This is a genomic window from Billgrantia kenyensis (assembly GCF_013697085.1).
In the GTDB taxonomy this organism is placed as follows: domain Bacteria; phylum Pseudomonadota; class Gammaproteobacteria; order Pseudomonadales; family Halomonadaceae; genus Halomonas; species Halomonas kenyensis.
The window spans coordinates 59,278-76,479 of the sequence record NZ_JACEFT010000017.1; the positions used below are offsets into that span (position 1 = coordinate 59,278).

General features: G+C 63.4%; 16 protein-coding genes. 2 read left to right on the forward strand and 14 right to left on the reverse strand.

Going from position 1 to position 17,202, the window contains the following annotated elements; all coding sequences use genetic code 11:
- Window positions 1-38: 38 nt before the first annotated feature.
- The 5 genes from H1D44_RS13545 to coxB form a co-directional block, all read right to left on the reverse strand.
- Entirely contained in the window at window positions 39-923 is an 885-nt protein-coding gene (locus H1D44_RS13545) for a DNA/RNA non-specific endonuclease (protein ID WP_181515390.1), read from the reverse strand.
- Between the two features lie 86 nt (window positions 924-1,009).
- Entirely contained in the window at window positions 1,010-1,285 is a 276-nt protein-coding gene (locus H1D44_RS13550; protein WP_086508531.1) for an Lrp/AsnC family transcriptional regulator, read from the reverse strand.
- 97 nt (window positions 1,286-1,382) lie between these two features.
- Window positions 1,383-1,733 carry a hypothetical protein gene (locus H1D44_RS13555; RefSeq protein WP_181515391.1) on the reverse strand — a complete coding sequence of 117 codons (351 nt, stop codon included), beginning with the start codon at window positions 1,731-1,733 and terminating at the stop codon, window positions 1,383-1,385.
- Entirely contained in the window at window positions 1,730-4,261 is a 2,532-nt protein-coding gene (ctaD, locus tag H1D44_RS13560; protein ID WP_181515392.1) for a cytochrome c oxidase subunit I, read from the reverse strand. Before ctaD ends, H1D44_RS13555 begins: the two co-directional genes overlap by 4 nt.
- Window positions 4,258-5,367: a cytochrome c oxidase subunit II gene (gene coxB, locus H1D44_RS13565; RefSeq protein ID WP_238984455.1), complete on the reverse strand. Its 1,110-nt coding sequence runs from the start codon at window positions 5,365-5,367 to the stop codon at window positions 4,258-4,260. Before coxB ends, ctaD begins: the two co-directional genes overlap by 4 nt.
- Here coxB and H1D44_RS13570 point away from each other — a divergent pair.
- Complete coding sequence (locus H1D44_RS13570) at window positions 5,356-5,820, forward strand: DUF2231 domain-containing protein (RefSeq protein ID WP_181515394.1); 465 nt, start codon at window positions 5,356-5,358, stop codon at window positions 5,818-5,820. The two genes, coxB and H1D44_RS13570, sit on opposite strands and share 12 nt — an antisense overlap.
- Window positions 5,821-5,874: 54 nt before the next feature.
- Here the strand turns inward: H1D44_RS13570 and H1D44_RS13575 are convergent, their stop codons facing one another.
- On the reverse strand, window positions 5,875-6,294 hold the full coding sequence (locus H1D44_RS13575) for a CopD family protein (RefSeq protein WP_181515395.1): 420 nt from the start codon (window positions 6,292-6,294) through the stop codon (window positions 5,875-5,877).
- 279 nt (window positions 6,295-6,573) lie between these two features.
- Here H1D44_RS13575 and H1D44_RS13580 point away from each other — a divergent pair, with 279 nt between their 5' ends.
- Window positions 6,574-6,909: a high-potential iron-sulfur protein gene (locus H1D44_RS13580; RefSeq protein WP_238984456.1), complete on the forward strand. Its 336-nt coding sequence runs from the start codon at window positions 6,574-6,576 to the stop codon at window positions 6,907-6,909.
- Window positions 6,910-7,002: 93 nt separating this feature from the next.
- On the opposite strand, the gene H1D44_RS13585 is transcribed toward H1D44_RS13580, so the two are convergent.
- The 8 genes from H1D44_RS13585 to H1D44_RS13620 all read right to left on the reverse strand — a co-directional run bounded on the left by H1D44_RS13585 (window position 7,003) and on the right by H1D44_RS13620 (window position 17,173).
- Window positions 7,003-8,559, reverse strand: a complete 1,557-nt coding sequence (locus H1D44_RS13585; RefSeq protein ID WP_181515396.1) for a SpoVR family protein — start codon at window positions 8,557-8,559, stop codon at window positions 7,003-7,005.
- Between the two features lie 18 nt (window positions 8,560-8,577).
- The gene (locus tag H1D44_RS13590) at window positions 8,578-9,861 is read right to left on the reverse strand and encodes a YeaH/YhbH family protein (protein WP_181515397.1); all 1,284 of its coding nucleotides are present in this window, start codon (window positions 9,859-9,861) and stop codon (window positions 8,578-8,580) included.
- 23 nt (window positions 9,862-9,884) lie between these two features.
- Complete coding sequence (locus tag H1D44_RS13595) at window positions 9,885-11,807, reverse strand: PrkA family serine protein kinase (protein WP_181515398.1); 1,923 nt, start codon at window positions 11,805-11,807, stop codon at window positions 9,885-9,887.
- Window positions 11,808-12,188: 381 nt separating this feature from the next.
- The gene (locus H1D44_RS13600; protein ID WP_238984457.1) at window positions 12,189-12,824 is read right to left on the reverse strand and encodes a hypothetical protein; all 636 of its coding nucleotides are present in this window, start codon (window positions 12,822-12,824) and stop codon (window positions 12,189-12,191) included.
- A gap of 26 nt (window positions 12,825-12,850) precedes the next feature.
- Entirely contained in the window at window positions 12,851-13,846 is a 996-nt protein-coding gene (locus H1D44_RS13605) for a hypothetical protein (protein WP_181515399.1), read from the reverse strand.
- Between the two features lie 37 nt (window positions 13,847-13,883).
- Window positions 13,884-14,882, reverse strand: a complete 999-nt coding sequence (locus H1D44_RS13610) for a hypothetical protein (RefSeq protein ID WP_181515400.1) — start codon at window positions 14,880-14,882, stop codon at window positions 13,884-13,886.
- 152 nt (window positions 14,883-15,034) lie between these two features.
- A complete protein-coding gene (locus H1D44_RS13615; protein WP_181515401.1) occupies window positions 15,035-16,123 on the reverse strand; it encodes a WD40 repeat domain-containing protein in 1,089 nt (362 codons plus the stop codon).
- A gap of 42 nt (window positions 16,124-16,165) precedes the next feature.
- Complete coding sequence (locus H1D44_RS13620; protein ID WP_181515402.1) at window positions 16,166-17,173, reverse strand: hypothetical protein; 1,008 nt, start codon at window positions 17,171-17,173, stop codon at window positions 16,166-16,168.
- Between the last annotated feature and the right edge of the window lie 29 nt (window positions 17,174-17,202).

The following is a 17,202-nucleotide window of genomic DNA, read 5'->3' on the forward strand; positions in this document are numbered from 1 at the left end:
GTGCCCGAACGCTGGCCCCGCCTCAGTATCTGGCCCCCTCAATATCTGGAGGGAAGCCGTGCAACCTCTTCGAGCGCCCACCCCGACGCCACCACCTCTCCCTCCAACACCTCGGCGACCTCCTCGGGCAGCCGCGGGAAGAAGTTGAGCCCGGTACGCGCTTCCACTTCGTCGATGCTCACCAGGTAGTCGTCCAGCGGCTCATCGCCGCGCACCTCCTGGGGCATGATGAAGGCCAGCGCCATGGGCTCCTCGGCCGGCACCACGACGATCTTGTAAAAGGCTTCGGGAATTTCGACCAGCCCCACCCGATTGGTCACATTGTCGAGAAAGCGCTCGGGAAAGACCGGCCCTGTGATCACCTGGACCACGCCGAAGCGCGGCACGAAGTGGTCGATCACCACCTCTTCCAGCCGCTGCCAGAGGCGGCGATTGAGGTCGGGACGCTGGGGCGAGATGTTGCTCATCAGGAACGACTGCTGCTGTGCCTGGCGCCCGTGCACCGCGGCGATGGCATAGTTGGGTGCCAGATGGCCGCGGTCGTAGCCGCTGCCCAGATAGCTGTCGGCGGCGATGGGCCACAGCGTTCGCCAGTCGCGGCGAAAGCTGGGCCTGGGGCCAGCCTGCGGGTCATCGACTTCGTGCAGCAGGTAGCTCACCCACAGTGGGTTGACCCTGATGTCAGACCAGCCCACCAGGAAGCCGTCGTTGCGCAGCACGCGATGCAGGGTCAGCGGTGTCAGGGTGTCCCAGGTGGGAACCCCCATCCAGCTCAGCTGGTCACGATACTCTTGCTCCTGCGTGTACCACAGGCCGCTGCCGACCAGCACGAAAACGAGCGTGATACCGAACTGCCGAACGCGGGAGCGCCAGCGCGGCAGTACGGAGCGACGCCGTCGTCCACGGGTACGTGCTAAAGCCATGAGTTCATCCGCAGGGCAGCCGCTGCCGGTACACCCGGGTACCGGCTCGATATGGTTGTGAGGGGATGGAAGTCGCTAGCGCCTTCCTACCAGCCAAGCGAGAACATGGTCTCGAGGTCATGCCGGGAATGCACCTGCATGGCGTTGAGGGTCTCGGTATCGCGAATGCCCTCGACGGCATTGAGGCGCTCGGTGACCAATTCGGCCAGGCTCTCGAAGTCCCGCGTGCGAGCGATGGCCACCAGGTCGTAGCGACCACAGGTGGAGTAGACTTCGCTGATACCCTCGACGTCGGCGAGCCGCTCGGCCACCGCCTTGACCTGCCCCTTCTCGGTGTTGATCAGAATTACGGCATTCTGCATCGGGCACCCTCCCCGTTGATGAGTCCTGCGGCCTGGCGTCGCCGCGCTGGCGCGAGTATAGCAGGCCCGCCACGACGGCTGAATCGTCGAGCCGACCCTACAGGCAAGGAGGCAGGAACACGATGGGGTAGCCGACGAACAGCGTGCTGACCGCCGAGAACAGAAACATCCCGGCCGAGATATAGGCGAAGTAGCACTCGCGGCGCAGCTCGGCCTTGCGGCCCGCCGCCACGCTGGCCCAGGCCAGCCAAAGCAGCAGCGCGGTGGTGACCAGGGTGGCCAGCCCCACCCCGACGTTGATGCCGGTGAGCATGTCGCTCTCGGGCTCGGGAGGGGCCACCGAGCAGGCCACCGAAAGCCCGGCATAGATCGCCACGAACCAGATGCCCCAGATCGTCAGGCCGCTGACCAGGTGAATCGGATGGGTCAGGCTCAGTAGACGCCTCATGACGCTCCCCCCAGCACGGTTGGCAATACCCAGATGGCCAGGAACAGGCTCCAGTAGACGACCAGGTGGAAGTACCAGAAGCGCAGCACCACTACCGGCTCCATCGGGACCTTGGCGCTGACGTAACCGTAGCCGACCCGAAGCCCCTGCAGCAGGCAGAGTGTCGCCCCCAGCAGCGCATGGATCAGCACGTAGAGCAGCGCCACCAGCAGGGTGGCATCGTGGGCGGTTTCGGTGGGTGCCAGCTGCGCCTGCCAGATCACGGCCATCAGCAACACCGACTGCAGCACGCCGAGCCCGCCGGCGAGATACATGCCTCCGCCGAGCCCGGCGTCGTTGCCCCGCCGCAGGCGGCGTACCAGCTTGGCCAGCCAGAACGTGCCCAGGGTCAAGGCTGCACCGCCCATTACCAGCATCGGCATTGAGAGCGGCGAGGAGTCCGGCATCTGCCACTCCGGCGCCACGGTCCAGAGGTAGAACCAGCCGAACAGCAGCGAGAGGTAGAGTGAGCCGTTGGCCAGGTGAGACACCGACATACACCAAACGCCGGGCCCATTCATGGTGTGGTAGTGCAGCGGAGGGTCGCTCGGCGCCATCGACGCTTCGGGTGCCTTGCCAGGATGCGCCCCATTTTCCCACGACCAGCGCAGCAGCAGTACCACAGCCACCAGGGTGGCGACGGCCCCAACCCAGTAGACTCGAACCAGCAGGCTGATACAGACGGCGGCAATGGCCAGCGCCGCGAACAGTGGCCACCAGGAATTACTGGGCAGGTGAATGGTCTCGCGCAGCTTTCCGGTCAGTGCATCGCTACCCCAGGTCTCACGCCGGCCATGGTCGATGTGAGCCAGGCCGTGCCGCCCCTCGTAGATGGTACGCGAGAGGTCCGGCTTCTCCCATAGCGGATGGCGCGTCTCCACCGTGGGCAGGCTGACGAAATTGTAGGCCGTGGGCGGCTTGGGCATCGCCCACTCCAGGGTATCGGCGCCCCACGGATTCTGCGGTGCCTTCCTGCCGAAGCGGAAATGCAGCGCAATGTCGAGAATCAGCAATGCCACCCCGGCGGACATCATGAACCCGCCGACCGAGGAGATGAGGTTGTAGATGTCCCAGCCCATGGCCGTATCGTAGGTGAAGACGCGGCGGCGCATGCCCAGCAGCCCGGTCCAGTGCATGACCAGAAAGGTGACGTTGAAGCCGATGAAGATCAGCCAGAAGCTCCACTTGCCCAGCCGCTCGGAGGGCATCCGCCCCGATACCTGGGGCAGCCAGTAATAGAGGCCAGCCATCAGCGGGAACAGCATGCCCCCCACCAGCACGTAGTGCATATGGGCGACCACGAAGTGAGTGTCATGCACCTGCCAGTTGAACGGTACTAGCGCCAGCATCACCCCGGTCAGTCCGCCCAGTACGAAGATGATCAGGAAGCCGATGATCCACAGCATCGGCAGCGTCATCCTCGGTCGGCCCAGCCACAGGGTCGATAGCCAGGCGAATATCTGGATGGCGGTGGGGATCGCCACCAGCATGCTCGCCGCCGAGAAGAAGGCCAGCGCCAACTGGGGTATGCCCAGGGTGAACATGTGGTGCACCCACAGCCCGAAGCTGACGAAGCCCATGATGATGATTGCTGCCACCACCCAGCCGTAGCCGACGATCGGGCGCCCGGCGAAGACCGGGATCAGGGTCGAGACGATGCCTGCCCCGGGCAGGAAGATGATGTAGACCTCGGGGTGACCGAACAGCCAGAACAGATGCGCCCACAGCACCGGGTCGCCGCCGCCAGCCACCTCGAAGAAAGGCATGCCCGCGGCACGCTCCAGCTCGAGCAGGATGCTACCGAGGATCAGCGGCGGGAAGCCGACCACGATCATCACTGCCATGGCCAGGATGTACCAGGCGAACAGCGGCATCTTGTGCAGCGCCATGCCCTGGGTGCGGGTGCGCAGGATCGACACCACCAGCTCGACCCCGGCAGAGAGCGCCGATATCTCGACGAAGGTGATCCCCAGCAGCCAGAAGTCGGACCCCGGCCCGGGCGAATATTCGCCGCTGCTGAGCGGGGTGTACATGAACCAGCCGCTGGCGGGTGCCATCTCCAGGAGCAGGCTGGAGAACAGAATGATGCCGCCGAACAGATAGCAGTAATAGCCGAAGGCGGTGAGTCGGGGGCAAACCAGGTCACGCGCCCCAATCATCTTGGGGATCATGTAGATTGCCAGCCCCTCGAGAATGGGAATGGCAAACAGGAACATCATCACCGTGCCATGCATGGTGAAGACCTGATTATAGATTTCAGGCGACATGAAATCGTTGTCGGGGAAAGCCAGCTGGGTGCGGATCAGCATCGCCAGCAGGCCACCGATCAGAAAGAAGACCGCCCCGGTGACCATGAAGCGCAGGCCGACGGTGGTATGGTTCACCACCGTCAGTGCACGCAGCCCCTTGGGATTGCCCCAGACCTCATCCATTCCCTGTTGCAGCCGCCGGACCTCGGGCGTCAGCGTCGCGTCCTTGGTATCGCTCATGGTTCCATCGTCTCCAGCCAGGCTCCGATATCCTGCAGTGTCTCGGTGTCGATATGGTTGTGCGGCGGCATCCGGTTGCCGGGCTTGAGGGTCTGGTGGTGCTCGAGCCAGTAGGCGATGGCGCCCTCCTCCATGGGCAACACACCGGCACCCAGCGTGGGCCGAGAGCCGATATCGGTCAGGTCGGGGCCGGGAATGTCATGGGCCATGTCGTCATTGATCAGCTCCTGGGGGAATCCTTCCACCGTATGACAGGCCGCACAGTGCTCGCCGAAGGCTTCCTGCGCCTCGTCGGCCCCTTGCTGCAGCTCTCGCGGGGCTCGGCGTTCGGCCAGCCAGGCCTCGTAGTCTTCACGCTCCATCGCCTCGACATGCAGCAGCATGTTGGTGTGCTGGGCGCCGCAGTATTCGGCGCACTGGGCACCGAACACGCCGGGAACATCGGCCTCGAGGCGAAGGACCGAGTGGCGTCCCGGCACCATGTCGCGCTTGCCGCCGAGGCGTGGAATCCAGAAGGCATGGATCACGTCGGCACTTACCAGGCGAAAGTCGACCGGCTCCCCGGCCGGCATCACCAGCCGGTTGGCGGTAACGACGTCAGGCTCGCCGTTCTCGCCCGGATAACGAATCTCCCACCACCACTGATGTCCGACCACCTCGATGAGCTCGGCTTCCCCCTCGGGCAGGGGTAACGGAATCATGCTACGGCCAGTAGGAGCGGCCAGGACCAGCAGAGCGACGATACTTGCCAGCGGCAGCAGGATGCCGCCGCCAATCACCCAGCGCAGCATGATGCGCTGCTCCTCACGCGGTGTTCGCTTGGGCTGCTCGCGTCGCCGAAAGGTATAGAGCCATAGCGCGAAGAGCACCAGCGCCACGACCATGCTGAAACCGAACATGGCCCACCATACCCAGAACTGGGCACTGGCCGACGGTCCGGCAGGATCGAGGATCGACATTTCGCCGGCACAGCCCGACAGCAGCCCCAGCAGCGGCAAGCCAAACAGGGCGAGTCGCCAGGAGCGGTTGACCCGCTGCCTCGCAGAGCGTTGAATGCCGGAAAGGGCAATGAAACCATCGCAAAGGACGCGAACATGGCTGAACAAACCCGACGCTCGATCAAGAGCCGTGCCGCCATCGCCGGCCACCCTCTTCATCCGACCATGGTGCACTTTCCCATCGCCTGCCTGATGCTGGTGGTGGGTAGCGACGCGCTGTTTCTCTACACGCAGGACATGTTCTGGGCGCGCACCAGCCTGTGGCTTGCCGGCATCGGTGCGCTGGGAGGCTGGGTAGCCAGCATCGCCGGCCTGACCGACCTGGTCACGGTCAAGCGGATTCGTGACATGATCCTCGGCTGGTGCCACGCGATACTGGCGGTGATGATGCTGTCCCTGGCATCGCTCAACTGGCTGTGGCGCTACCTCCACCCGACGGACCTGCTGCCATGGGCCGTGGGACTGACGCTGATGACGGCAGGGCTCATCGTGCTGGCCGGGATTCTTGGCGGCATGCTGGTTTACGATGAAGCGGTAGGCGTGGAAATCGACGACAAGTGAAGCAAGCCGTGCTTGGCAGGTCGAGTGGCGCATGGTGACTCTCCTTGTCATGCCTCAATCGAATGGCTTGCTGAGCACAAGCACCAGGACAGCCAGCATCAGCGTAGCCGCCAGAGCCGCGGTCAGAGCGCTTGCCGGGACCAGGAAACGGCGCTTGTCGCGCTCCAGGCGAACGATCATGGCCCCACACAGTACATGGCACAGCACCATGCCGCTCACTGCTGCAAGCTTGAGCACCAGCCAACCGCCGATCAGCTGCGCCACGATGAACAGCAAGGTGCCGCTCATGATGGCCAGCAGGGCGAAGGGCGTGGCGATATGAGTGAAGACGAAGCGCAGTAATTCCGGGGCAGGCATCTCGAACGAGGTAGTCTCCCGCACCCTGGCACTCACCCAGAGCATGGCGGGAAGATAAAGCAGCGCTGCACACCAGCACAGCAGCGACGCAATGTGCAGAATCTTTATCCACGGCATAACAGCATCCTTGCAGCAGCAGCGTTCCCCTACCCTAGCGAATGTAAGACAGCGGTGCCAGGCTCGCCGGCGTCATTGACAGCAACACGTCACGGCACTACTGCGACCCGCCCCTTGCTCACCGAACCCCCCGCGCTACCTGCCGCAACACGGCGAAACGAACCGCAATTGCCAAAGCGCGTGAAACGGTGTTTCCTCTGCTTAACACATGCGAACCATCCGCGCTCGAATCAGTCAGATAGCCAAGTCGGTCGCCGTGTCGACCCAGGAGACCCGTTGATGGCCAAGATGAACCAACCCAAGGCCCGACAGAGCCGGCGTGCCTTCCTACGCAATGGCCTGCTGGGGATGGCGGCACTGCCTCTGGGTGTCGGCATATTGTCGCGCCAGGCATTCGCCCAGACCCTGCCGAGGCTGAACCCCAGCATCGAGCAGGCCCAGGCATTGAACTATGTCGAAGTGGCCGAACAGGCCAGCGACCACCCCGCGTATGAGCCAGGCGAAACCTGCAGCAACTGCATGTTCTTCGAGAGTCGCAGTGAAGGCTGCCAGCTTTTCCCCCAGAACAGCGTCGAGCCGGGCGGCTGGTGCCAGTCCTGGATCAGCGCAGATTGAGGCGACTCGACCATGCCTGCATGGCTAGACCAGCCGGCGAGAGAAGGCCGCAGCCTCATCTCTCAGCGTTGACCGGCGCAAGCCATTCCGGCCCTACTCTTTGACTTCCTCATCGGGAAGCGGCCACTGATAGCGCCTGGTGACGCTGCCATCCTGGGCTATCGACTCCAGTCTCACGGGGAACCCCCATAGCTGGTGAAGATGGCGAATCACCGGATAGACGCTACGTCCCAGAGGGCGACGACGATCCTGCACGTGATGCAGCGTCAATGAGCGGTTACCGCGAATGTCGGCTTCGTAGACCTGGATGTTCGGCTCACGCAGCGACAAGGCATACTGGGCGGCCAGCGCTTCGCGAATCCGACGGTAGCCACGCTCGTCGTGGATGGCCGCGACTTCCAGCATCTCTTCCTGATCGTCATCCACGATGCTGAACAGCTTGAGGTCTCTCATTACCTTGGGCGAGAGGAACTGCTGGATGAACGACTCGTCCTTGAAGTTGCGCATGGCAAATTGGACTACCTCCAGCCAGTCGCCGCCGGCGGTATCGGGGAACCACTCCCGGTCCTCATCGGTCGGGCTTTCGCACATGCGCTTGATATCGCTGAACATGGCGAAGCCCAGCGCATAGGGATTGATGCCGCTGTAGAAGGGGCTGTCGAACCCGGGCTGGCTGACCACGGCGGTATGCGACTGCAGGAACTCCAGCATCAGCCCCTCGTCGACCAGCCCCTCGTCGTATAGGCGATTCATCAGGGTGTAGTGCCAGAAAGACGCCCACCCTTCGTTCATCACCTGGGTCTGTCGCTGGGGATAGAAGTACTGCGCCAGCTTGCGCACGATGCGCACGATCTCCCGCTGCCATGGTGCCAAGAGTGGCGCGTTCTTCTCGATGAAGTAGAGCAGGTTCTCCTGGGGTTCGGGGGGATAGCGGCCGCCTTCGTGCAGCCCCAGCGGATCCTCCTCGCTGTCGAGGCTGCCGAGCAGGGCATCCGACGAGCGCGGGCCCGGGATGGTCCGCCACAGGGTGTTGACCTGCGCCTGGAGGTACTCCTCGCGCTCCGCCTGGCGCCGCACCTCTTCCTCGGCGGAGATCGGCGAGGGGCGCTTGTAGCGATCCACGCCGTAGTTCTGCAGGGCGTGGCAGGCGTCGAGCAATTGCTCGACGGCGGTAACCCCATGGCGCTCCTCGCACTCGGCCACGTACTTGCGGGCGAAGACCAGGTAGTCGACGATCGAGCTGGCATCCGTCCAGGTACGGAACAGGTAGTTGCCCTTGAAGAAGGAGTTGTGGCCGTAGCAGGCGTGGGCCATGACCAGCACCTGCATCATCAGCGTGTTTTCCTCCATCAGGTAGGCGATGCAGGGGTCGGAATTGATCACCAGCTCGTAGGCCAGCCCCATCTGCCCGCGCCGATAGGCCTGCTCCACCGCCAGGAACTGCTTGCCGAACGACCAGTGGTGATAGCCTACCGGCATACCCACGCTGGCGTAGGCATCCATCATCTGCTCGGTGGTGATGATCTCGATCTGATTGGGATAGGTGTCCAGCCGGTACTCATCGGCCAGCCTGGCCAGCTCTTGCTCGTACGACTCGAGGATGTCGAAGTTCCAGTCGGAACCGGTGGCGATGGGCTTGCGTCGGGTCATGAGGCCTCCTCGTCCACGTCAATGGGCGGCGCGACGTTTGAACAGCTCGCGGAACACCGGGTAGATGTCGCCTGCCTCGACGATCTGGCGCATGGCGAAGCGGTCGGAATACTCGTCAGCCACGGTCTCGTACTCCTCCCACAGCGCCTGGTGCGCATGGGGCGTGATCTCGACATAGGTGAAATATTGTAGACGCGGCATCAGCTTCTTCATCAACAGCTCACGGCAATTCACCGAGTCGTCGTCCCAGTTGTCGCCGTCGGAGGCCTGGGCGACATACAGATTCCACTGCGATGGCGAGTAGCGCCGAGTGATGATCTCGTCGACCAGGCTCAGGGCACTGGAGACGATGGTGCCACCGGTCTCCCGCGAGTAGAAAAACTCCTCCTCATCGACCTCCTTGGCCGCAGTATGGTGGCGCACGAAGACAAGCTCGACTTTCTCGTAGTTGCGCTCGAGGAACAGATAAAGCAGCAGGAAGAAGCGCTTGGCAATGTCCTTGTGGGCCTGTGTCATGGAGCCCGAGACATCCATGACGCAGAACATCACCGCCTTGCTCGAAGGCTGCGGCTGGTTGATCAGGTTGTTGTAGCGCAGATCGTAGGTATCGATATAGGGCACCGCCTCGAGGCGCTTCTCGAGCCGCTCGATCTCCGCCTTGAGCTCGGCGATGCGCGACGGATTGCGCAGCACCGGATCCTTGCTTTCCTCCTCATCCAGCGCTTCCTGTGCTTCACGCAGCGCTCGCCGGATCGGCGCGCGCATGGCGATACGCCTGGCATAGGCCTCGCGCATGGAGCGCACGATGTTGATGCGAGACGGCACGCCGTCGCGGGTCACCCCGGCACGCACCGGCTTCACCTCATCGAGATCCTTGAGCGCCTTGCGCTCGAGGTGCGGCAGCTCGAGGCCGTCGAAGACGAAATCGAGGAACTCCTCCCGGCTCAGGGAGAAGGCAAACTCATCCATGCCCTCGCCCTGGTTGGAGGCACTGCCCTCCCCGGCTCCGCCTCCACCGCCGCCACCGCCGGGGCGACGAAGCCGGTCGCCCTCGATGAACTCCTTGTTGCCGGGGCTGACGATGGTACGTCTGCCGCCCGTCCCGTGCTGGAATACCGGCTCAGAGATGTCGCGCGTAGGGATCGAAACCTTCTCGCCCCGCTCCATGTCGGTGATCGAGCGGCGATTGACCGCCTCCTCCACCGAACGCTTGATATGCGTGCGGTAGCGATCGAGGAAGCGCTGGCGGTTCACCGCGCTCTTGTTCTTGGCATTGGGGCGTCGATCGATGAAATAGGTCATGCAGACCTCCTGGCTCGCGCCGCTTATTGCGATTTACGCACCCGCAGATACCACTCCGACAGCAGCCTGACCTGCTTCTCGGTATAGCCACGGTCCTTCATGCGGGCCACGAAATCCTCGTGCTTCTTCTGGTCCGCGGTGGATGCCTTGGCGTTGAACGAGATCACCGGCAGCAGCTCCTCGGTGTTGGCGAACATCTTGTGCTCGATCACCCCGCGCAGCTTCTCGTAGGACTGCCAGCTGGGGTTCATGCCGTTGTTCTGGGCACGTGCCCGCAGCACGAAGTTGACCACCTCGTGACGGAAATCCTTGGGGTTGGAGATGCCGGCTGGCTTCTCGATCTTCTCCAGCTCCTCGTTGAGCGACTGGCGATCGAAGAGCTCGCCGGTCTCGGGGTCGCGGTACTCCTGGTCCTGAATCCAGAAGTCGGCGTAGGTGACGTAGCGGTCGAAGATGTTCTGGCCGTACTCGGAATAGGACTCGAGATACGCCGTCTGGATCTCCTTGCCGATGAAGTCGACGTAGCGCGGGGCCAGGAACTCCTTGATGAAGCGCAGGTAGCGCTCGAAGGTTTCCTTGGGCAGATGCTCCTGCTCGAGGCGCTGCTCCAGTACGTAGAGCAGGTGCACCGGGTTGGCGGCGATCTCGTGATTGTCGAAGTTGAACACCTTCGACAGGATCTTGAAGGCGAAGCGGGTGGAGAGCCCGTCCATGCCCTCGTCGACCCCCGCTGCGTCGCGGTACTCCTGAATCGACTTGGCCTTGGGGTCGGTGTCCTTGAGGTTCTCGCCGTCGTAGACCCGCATCTTGGAGTAGATGCTGGAGTTCTCCGGCTCCTTGAGCCGCGAGAGCACCGAGAACTGCGCCAGCATGCGCAGGGTATCCGGGGCACAGGGAGCTTCCGCCAGCGAGGAGTGCTCGAGCAGTTTCTTGTAGATGTTGATTTCCTCGGTCACACGCAGGCAGTAGGGCACCTTGACGATGTAGACGCGGTCGAGGAAGGCCTCGTTGTTACGGTTGTTGCGGAAGGCCTGCCACTCGCTCTCGTTGGAGTGGGCCAGCACGATGCCGTCGAAGGGAATGGCTCCCATGCCCTCGGTGGGGTTGTAGTTGCCCTCCTGGGTCGCCGTCAGCAGGGGGTGGAGCACCTTGATCGGGGCCTTGAACATCTCGATGAACTCCATCAGGCCCTGATTGGACTTGCACAGCCCGCCGGAGAAGCTGTAGGCGTCCGGGTCGTCCTGGGAGTAGAGCTCGAGCTGGCGAATGTCGACCTTGCCCACCAGCGAGGAGATGTCCTGGTTGTTCTCGTCGCCCGGCTCGGTCTTGGATATGGCGATCTGATTGAGTCGCGAAGGGTAGAGGCGCACCACCTTGAACTGGGAAATATCGCCGCCGAACTCCTTCAGCCGTTTGGATGCCCAGGGCGACATCACGCTCTTCACATAACGGCGCGGAATGCCGTACTCCTTCTCGAGCAGCTCGCCGTCCTCCTCGGGGGAGAACAGTCCCAGCGGCGACTCATAGACCGGCGACCCCTTGATGGCATAGAACGGGATACGCTCCATCAACAGCTTGAGTCGTTCGGCCAGCGACGACTTGCCGCCACCCACCGGGCCGAGCAGGTAGAGAATCTGCTTGCGCTCCTCGAGCCCCTGGGCGGCATGACGGAAGTAGGCCACGATCTGCTCGATCGACTCCTCCATGCCGTAGAACTCGGAAAAGGCTGGGTAGCGACGAATCACCTTGTTGGAAAAGATTCGGGAGAGACGCGGATCCTTGGCGGTGTCGATTACCTCGGGTTCGCCGATGGCCTTCAGCATCCGCTCGGCGGCGCTGGCGTAGGCCATGGGGTCCTCGCGACACAGCTCCAGGTATTCCTGCAGGCTCATTTCCTCCTGCTGGACACGGGAGAAGCGGTTCTGCACATGGTCGAAGATGCTCATCGAAGCCTCCTGTTTGCCTTGCCCCCTGACCACCGAACCGGGTGGCCGCCGCGGGTTACTCATCAGCCTAGTCACTTCGGGGCGCAGTGGGCGGCAAAAAATCAACGCAAGGGAAGGATAACCATGAGAACGCAGGGCCTGCCAAGGGTTCGATGAGGCAGCGGAAAGGATTAAACGCTATTAGGACGCACGGCAATCAGGCAGGATGAGTCGCACGCCAGACCTGGCGCAGGGCTCGTCATTCGGCGCGCGGGGTCGCCAGCCGGAAGGGAAAGCGAGGAAGTGAAGCGAAGCAATAGATTACACCAGCATAGTCGGCACAACGCAGCAGGCGATCAACGCTAGCAGAGCGCCGGGGGCGCTGCCCCCGGCGCAAGCGATTCAGCGCGCCGCCTGTGCTCGCACTTCGCCCAGATCCCACGCCTTGAGCAGATCGACCGCCACATCGGGTGAATCGAGGCCCTGGCCCTTCACCTGCATGAGAATACGGCTATCGAGCATCAGGGTGGCCTCCACCCGGCCACGCTCGGCCTCCCACTTGACCAGGGCGGACTCACGCCCCATGCGCACCCGCTCCATGTTGGGCTGGGACGCCACCATGGCCGGATTGCTGAACAGCGCGGCCATACCCTGGACCATGGGGTTGTCGACCATCAACGAGGCTTCCAGGCGGCCTTCGCCGTCCTCTTCCCGGTAGTTTCGCTGCAGCATGGCGCCGCCACCCCCCATCAGAGCCGCCGCGCCACCGCCGCCGGCGGACTCCACCTCGCCTGCGCTCCAGCCGGACGGCGCATCGGGAAAGGTCCCGCCAAGACGCCCCGACATCAGCTTGCGAATGTCGTTGACAGCGAACTCGAGCTCGGTCAGCGCCGCGCCGTAGTCCCCCTCCTGATAGAGCTCGAGGCCCAGCTCGATCTGTTCGACGACCTCGTCGGCCAGGGCGGCGGCGCTTGCCAGCGGCAGGCTCAGCATCGTGCACAATAGCGTGAGTTTGGCCGGACGTTGCAAGAAAAGCATGTCATGTCTCCTGTGATACTTGGCGTTCACTGACCCAAGGCGAGTCGGCGAAGCTCCCCGCTCAGTTGGATGTTGTCTTCACCTTCGGCGTTGAGAGTGATCGTGGCGTCGTAGTACTCCTCACTCTCGGTCAATACGAGTTCACCCTCGAGCGTTTCCACCTGATGCTGTGAGAGCTGGGCACCGACAATCCCATCGCCCCGCTGCCGCTGAATCGGGTGAGTGCCCACCCCGATACCGCTGGGTATTTCAAGATAAATGCCATTGCCAATGATGGCCGTATCGCGGTTGTTCTGGGCATGCACCGTGATTCGGCTAAGCACATGCTCACTTTCGCCATCGACTTGCAGCTCGTATTCGGCCTCGGCCTGCCGAGTCAGGGGCAGGTCATGGATGGCACCTTCGGCCATGACCCGACGAGCCTCCTCACCACGCCCGTCGGCGGCCTCCAGACGCCAGGCGGCGCTGATCGTCTCGCCCAGCTCAACCAGCTCAAGCCCTCCCTCGACCTGGCGACTGAACGTCCAGGCCATGCCGTCCCCCCTGAGGTGTGCCTGGACCTGATCGTCGTCGGCATCGGAGAAGCCATTGACCTCGTAATAGCGGCCTGCCTCGGCACCTTCCGGGAGCACCAGCGTGACCCAAGCCCGCACCCTGTTGTCCGGTTCGTCCTCATGAAAGGCATCGGTGTAGACGGTCAGGGAATAGGGCCCTTCGGCATTGCTGCCGCGACGCGACGCCCCTCCCCCACGGGCCGGGCGGAAGACATCGTGCGTCACGCCACTGTAGCGGGGGTCTTCCGCCGTGGTGTACTCCCCTGCCGAGGTGACCGCCCCCTCTATCGTCAGGATCGATTCACCGCTCTCGGCCTGGGCAAGAAGAGACTCTAGCTCCCCCGCCGCTACCGAGCGCTCCTCGGCCTGGGCCGACGCCGAACCGTTGCCTTCACCGCATCCCGCCATCAGGCCCGCCACGGCGAGTGCCGCCCCGGCCATTGCATAGCCCCTGTACCCCTTGCTCATGGTGTGCCGCCTCATGTCGTTGCAAATGGTTGTCGTCTCAAGTTCCGGAGGAACGCTCTGGCGTGGCAGCGGCACCCTCGGTCGGGGCAGGAGTCTGCGACCCGCCGGCATGCCCCTTGAGTTGGCGGAACTTGCCCGACAGTCGTTCCAGCTTGGCGTCCCACTCAGGATCTGGCTGCTGGCCTTCGATGGTCTTGAAATAGGCCTGCATCATGCAGGTGACGGCAAAGGGCTCCAGTACCGCCACCTTGACGCTCCAGGCGAACAGCAGCGCCACGATCACGCCGGTCGCCGACCAGCCGCCGGGGATCAGGTAAGCCACCAGCGCCGCGGGTGCCAGCATGATGAGAAAGATCACGAACGACAGGCCATAGACGATCAAGGCCAGCCAGGCTGCGTTCTTGAACATCGGCTTGGCATTCTGTCCATAGAGCACCAGCGCGTCCCGAGAGGAGGCCCAGGCATTGTCGGAACGGGTGCGGATGCAGTAGGCCAGGATGACCTCATCGATGAAGCCCACCGCGATTCGCAGGAACAGCTGGATGAGACGCAGGAACTGCTGGGCTCCGGGAATCGGCAGCAGGCGAAAGACGCCTCGCACCAGGCCGGTGATGGCGCGTAGCACGCCCTTGATCAGCTGGTCGACGCCGAACAGCAGGCTGGCCTGGCCGAAGCGCTCCTTGACCACGACAGAGGCATGACTGATCTGGCCGCGCCCTTCGGGCAGGGGCTTGCCGTCGAGCAGCTCCACCAGCACGGCAATGTGGCCCGCCTTGACCATGTAGAGCAGGTACTCTCGCAGCACGTACATGATGGCGCCAACGATACCGAAGCCGACGACCCCGCCCCAGAAAGTGGACGCGGCTCGGAATCCAGCGTCGCCGAAGCCTCCGATACCCCAGCCCACGCCGGCGCCGACCCCGGTCATCAGCACGTAGGCCAGGGCCACGCCGAAATAGACGGCAAGGCGAAACAGGATGAAAGGCATTGTCTTCAGCATCAGGCCCAATGCCTGGCCGACCTTGAAGTCCCACATGGTTGCCCCCTGCAGAGAATTGCATTGCGTTTGCTATCAGGCCTCGGCCCTTGCGATAGACCTCCCCAGACTAGCGTCGCCGCGATGACGAGGCCCCGTTCGTTTGCAGGGGCAATCGCATCGACTGCGGCGATCGATATGACACTTCATCGTCAGTGACACAGCTGCGTGGTCCATTCGTCCGGCCCCGTGGGTCCACGCCGGCACTGTTGCTTTCGCCCTGCCTGAACGAGTGCCCACTGGCCGTCTTCGGCGGGAGCGAAGCGCAATCGATAGCGCAGGGCGCGCACGGCATCGTCCTTGAGATCGTCCAGCCTGAGCGTGACCTGGAGATCCCCGTCGTCGCGCAGCCAGTGACTCACCGTTTCCGACGTCACGGGGTTGAGCTCCTGGAGCCCAAAGAGCTCACGGGCTTGCGACACGGGGTCGCGGGTGGCGCTGACCTCGGGAAGCTCCAGAGCGTGGTAGGCGTCCTGGGAAGCCTCGACAACGCCCTCCTCACCGGCATGCCATACCCGGACTACCGGGTAGGGATAGGTCGGTGGCTTGCCCGCCCAGGCCAGACGCATGCCATCCGCACTCAAGGCAAGCGCATCGGCAGGGCCCTGCCGCGGCAACGGCAAGGCATCAGCCGCCGCCGCGGCGTCCAACGGCTTGACGGAAACCGGAATACCCTCTGCTCGCTCAGCCACAAGCCCCGTCTCCAGCTCATAGCGCTGCGCGTCCCTGCCGCAGGCAGCCCACACGCTGGCCCCATCGGCAGCGAAGGCAACTTCGCGACAGCCCTTGTCTCCGGCCAGGGCCTTGAGCAGATTCCCCGTGGCCGCACCCCAGTGCTTGAGCGACGCATCGGCCGCAACCCCCGGATTCCAGCTGGCGCTGACCAGGCTCGCGCCATCTGGACTGAAGGCCAACCCGGTGACAGGCAGTGCGGCATCGATCTCAGGGGAGCGATGGCCGTCAAGCCGGTGGATGAGCTCACCGGTCGCCACCTCGCGCAGCTCGAGCCTGCCTTCCATGGCCAGCGCGACCTGGGCTCCATCCGGAGAGAGGGCCAGTTGCTCCACCCGCTGCCTCGGGTGCTCACTCTCGATCTCGAATTCATGCAGCAGCTCGGCACCGGTCCAATCCGGCGCAACGCCACCCTCGGCGGAGCCAAGCGCACAGCCCGCCAGCAGGCCGAGACCCAGGCTCAGGCCCCAGGTTCGACGGCATGTTCCTGACAGCATTCGTTGTGACATCCTTCCCTCCCTTTGGGGCGGTAAGCCCTCCTGATCCCAACATCAGCTCTGAGGAGAGCCTGGGGCGGCTACCGGCTCCACGTTTTCGGCCTCCATGCGCAGATAGGCCTCCAGTTCGTCACGGATCTCCGGGACGATGTCTTCGGCGTGGGTAATACGCATGTAGAAGATCGAGAAATAGATCACCTTGACCGAGGTGGTAACGCGCTCCAACACTACGCTTATCAGCTTGCCCATCCACAAGGCGATCAGAATGGGCAGGACAGAGATGGGCAGAGTCTCCGGCAGCGGCCCGGCACCGGCCAGCGCCGAGCCTGCGAGTGGGTCGCCCAGGTAATAGGCAGACTGCGGGCTGCCCATCCAGGTGCCGATGGCCAGCCCCACGAGCACCATCAGGAGATAGATCGGAAACATGATCGTGCCTACGGCCCGGGCCGCCACGTCGATCCCGAACACACCGGCCAGGGTTTCCGGCACGCTCTCCTTGAGCCGCTTCATGCGCGACACGCTCTCGCGAATGCCGTAGCCGTCGATGACCACCGAGGGCAGCAGATAGTGGTTGACCAGGTCCCACACCTCTCGAAGCCCTTTCAGCAGTATTGCCATCAGCACGCCAACGCGACCGATACGCAGCGCCCAGCTCAAGGCCCCGTTGAACACCATCTCGAACAGCGCGATGAGTCGGCTGGCCCCCTTGAACTGCCTGACCCTGGCCTTGGCTTCCGATGCCGTGCGCCGATGACCTTGCAAAGCCTCGCTGACCAGCCAGCTCTGGCGGAGCTCCTGGCGCACATAGTAGAAGTGCTTGTAGATGAACATCCCCAGGGCCAGCAGCAGCGCCGGGGTGCCGATATCGCCATTGTTCACCCACAGGGCGAGGACACTGGTAAAAAACAGACTGACCATCACCACCCCGTAGACGGACATCCGCACCCAAGGCCGAAGAATTCCCGGGTCGCGGCCTACGATGCTGAACGTGTGCTTGAGCAGGTAGCCGAGCTGAACGACGCGTTCCTTGATGCCGGGTTGGCGTAAGTTATCGATTTGCATGGGGTCCTCCACTTTGGGCGAGCGACAGA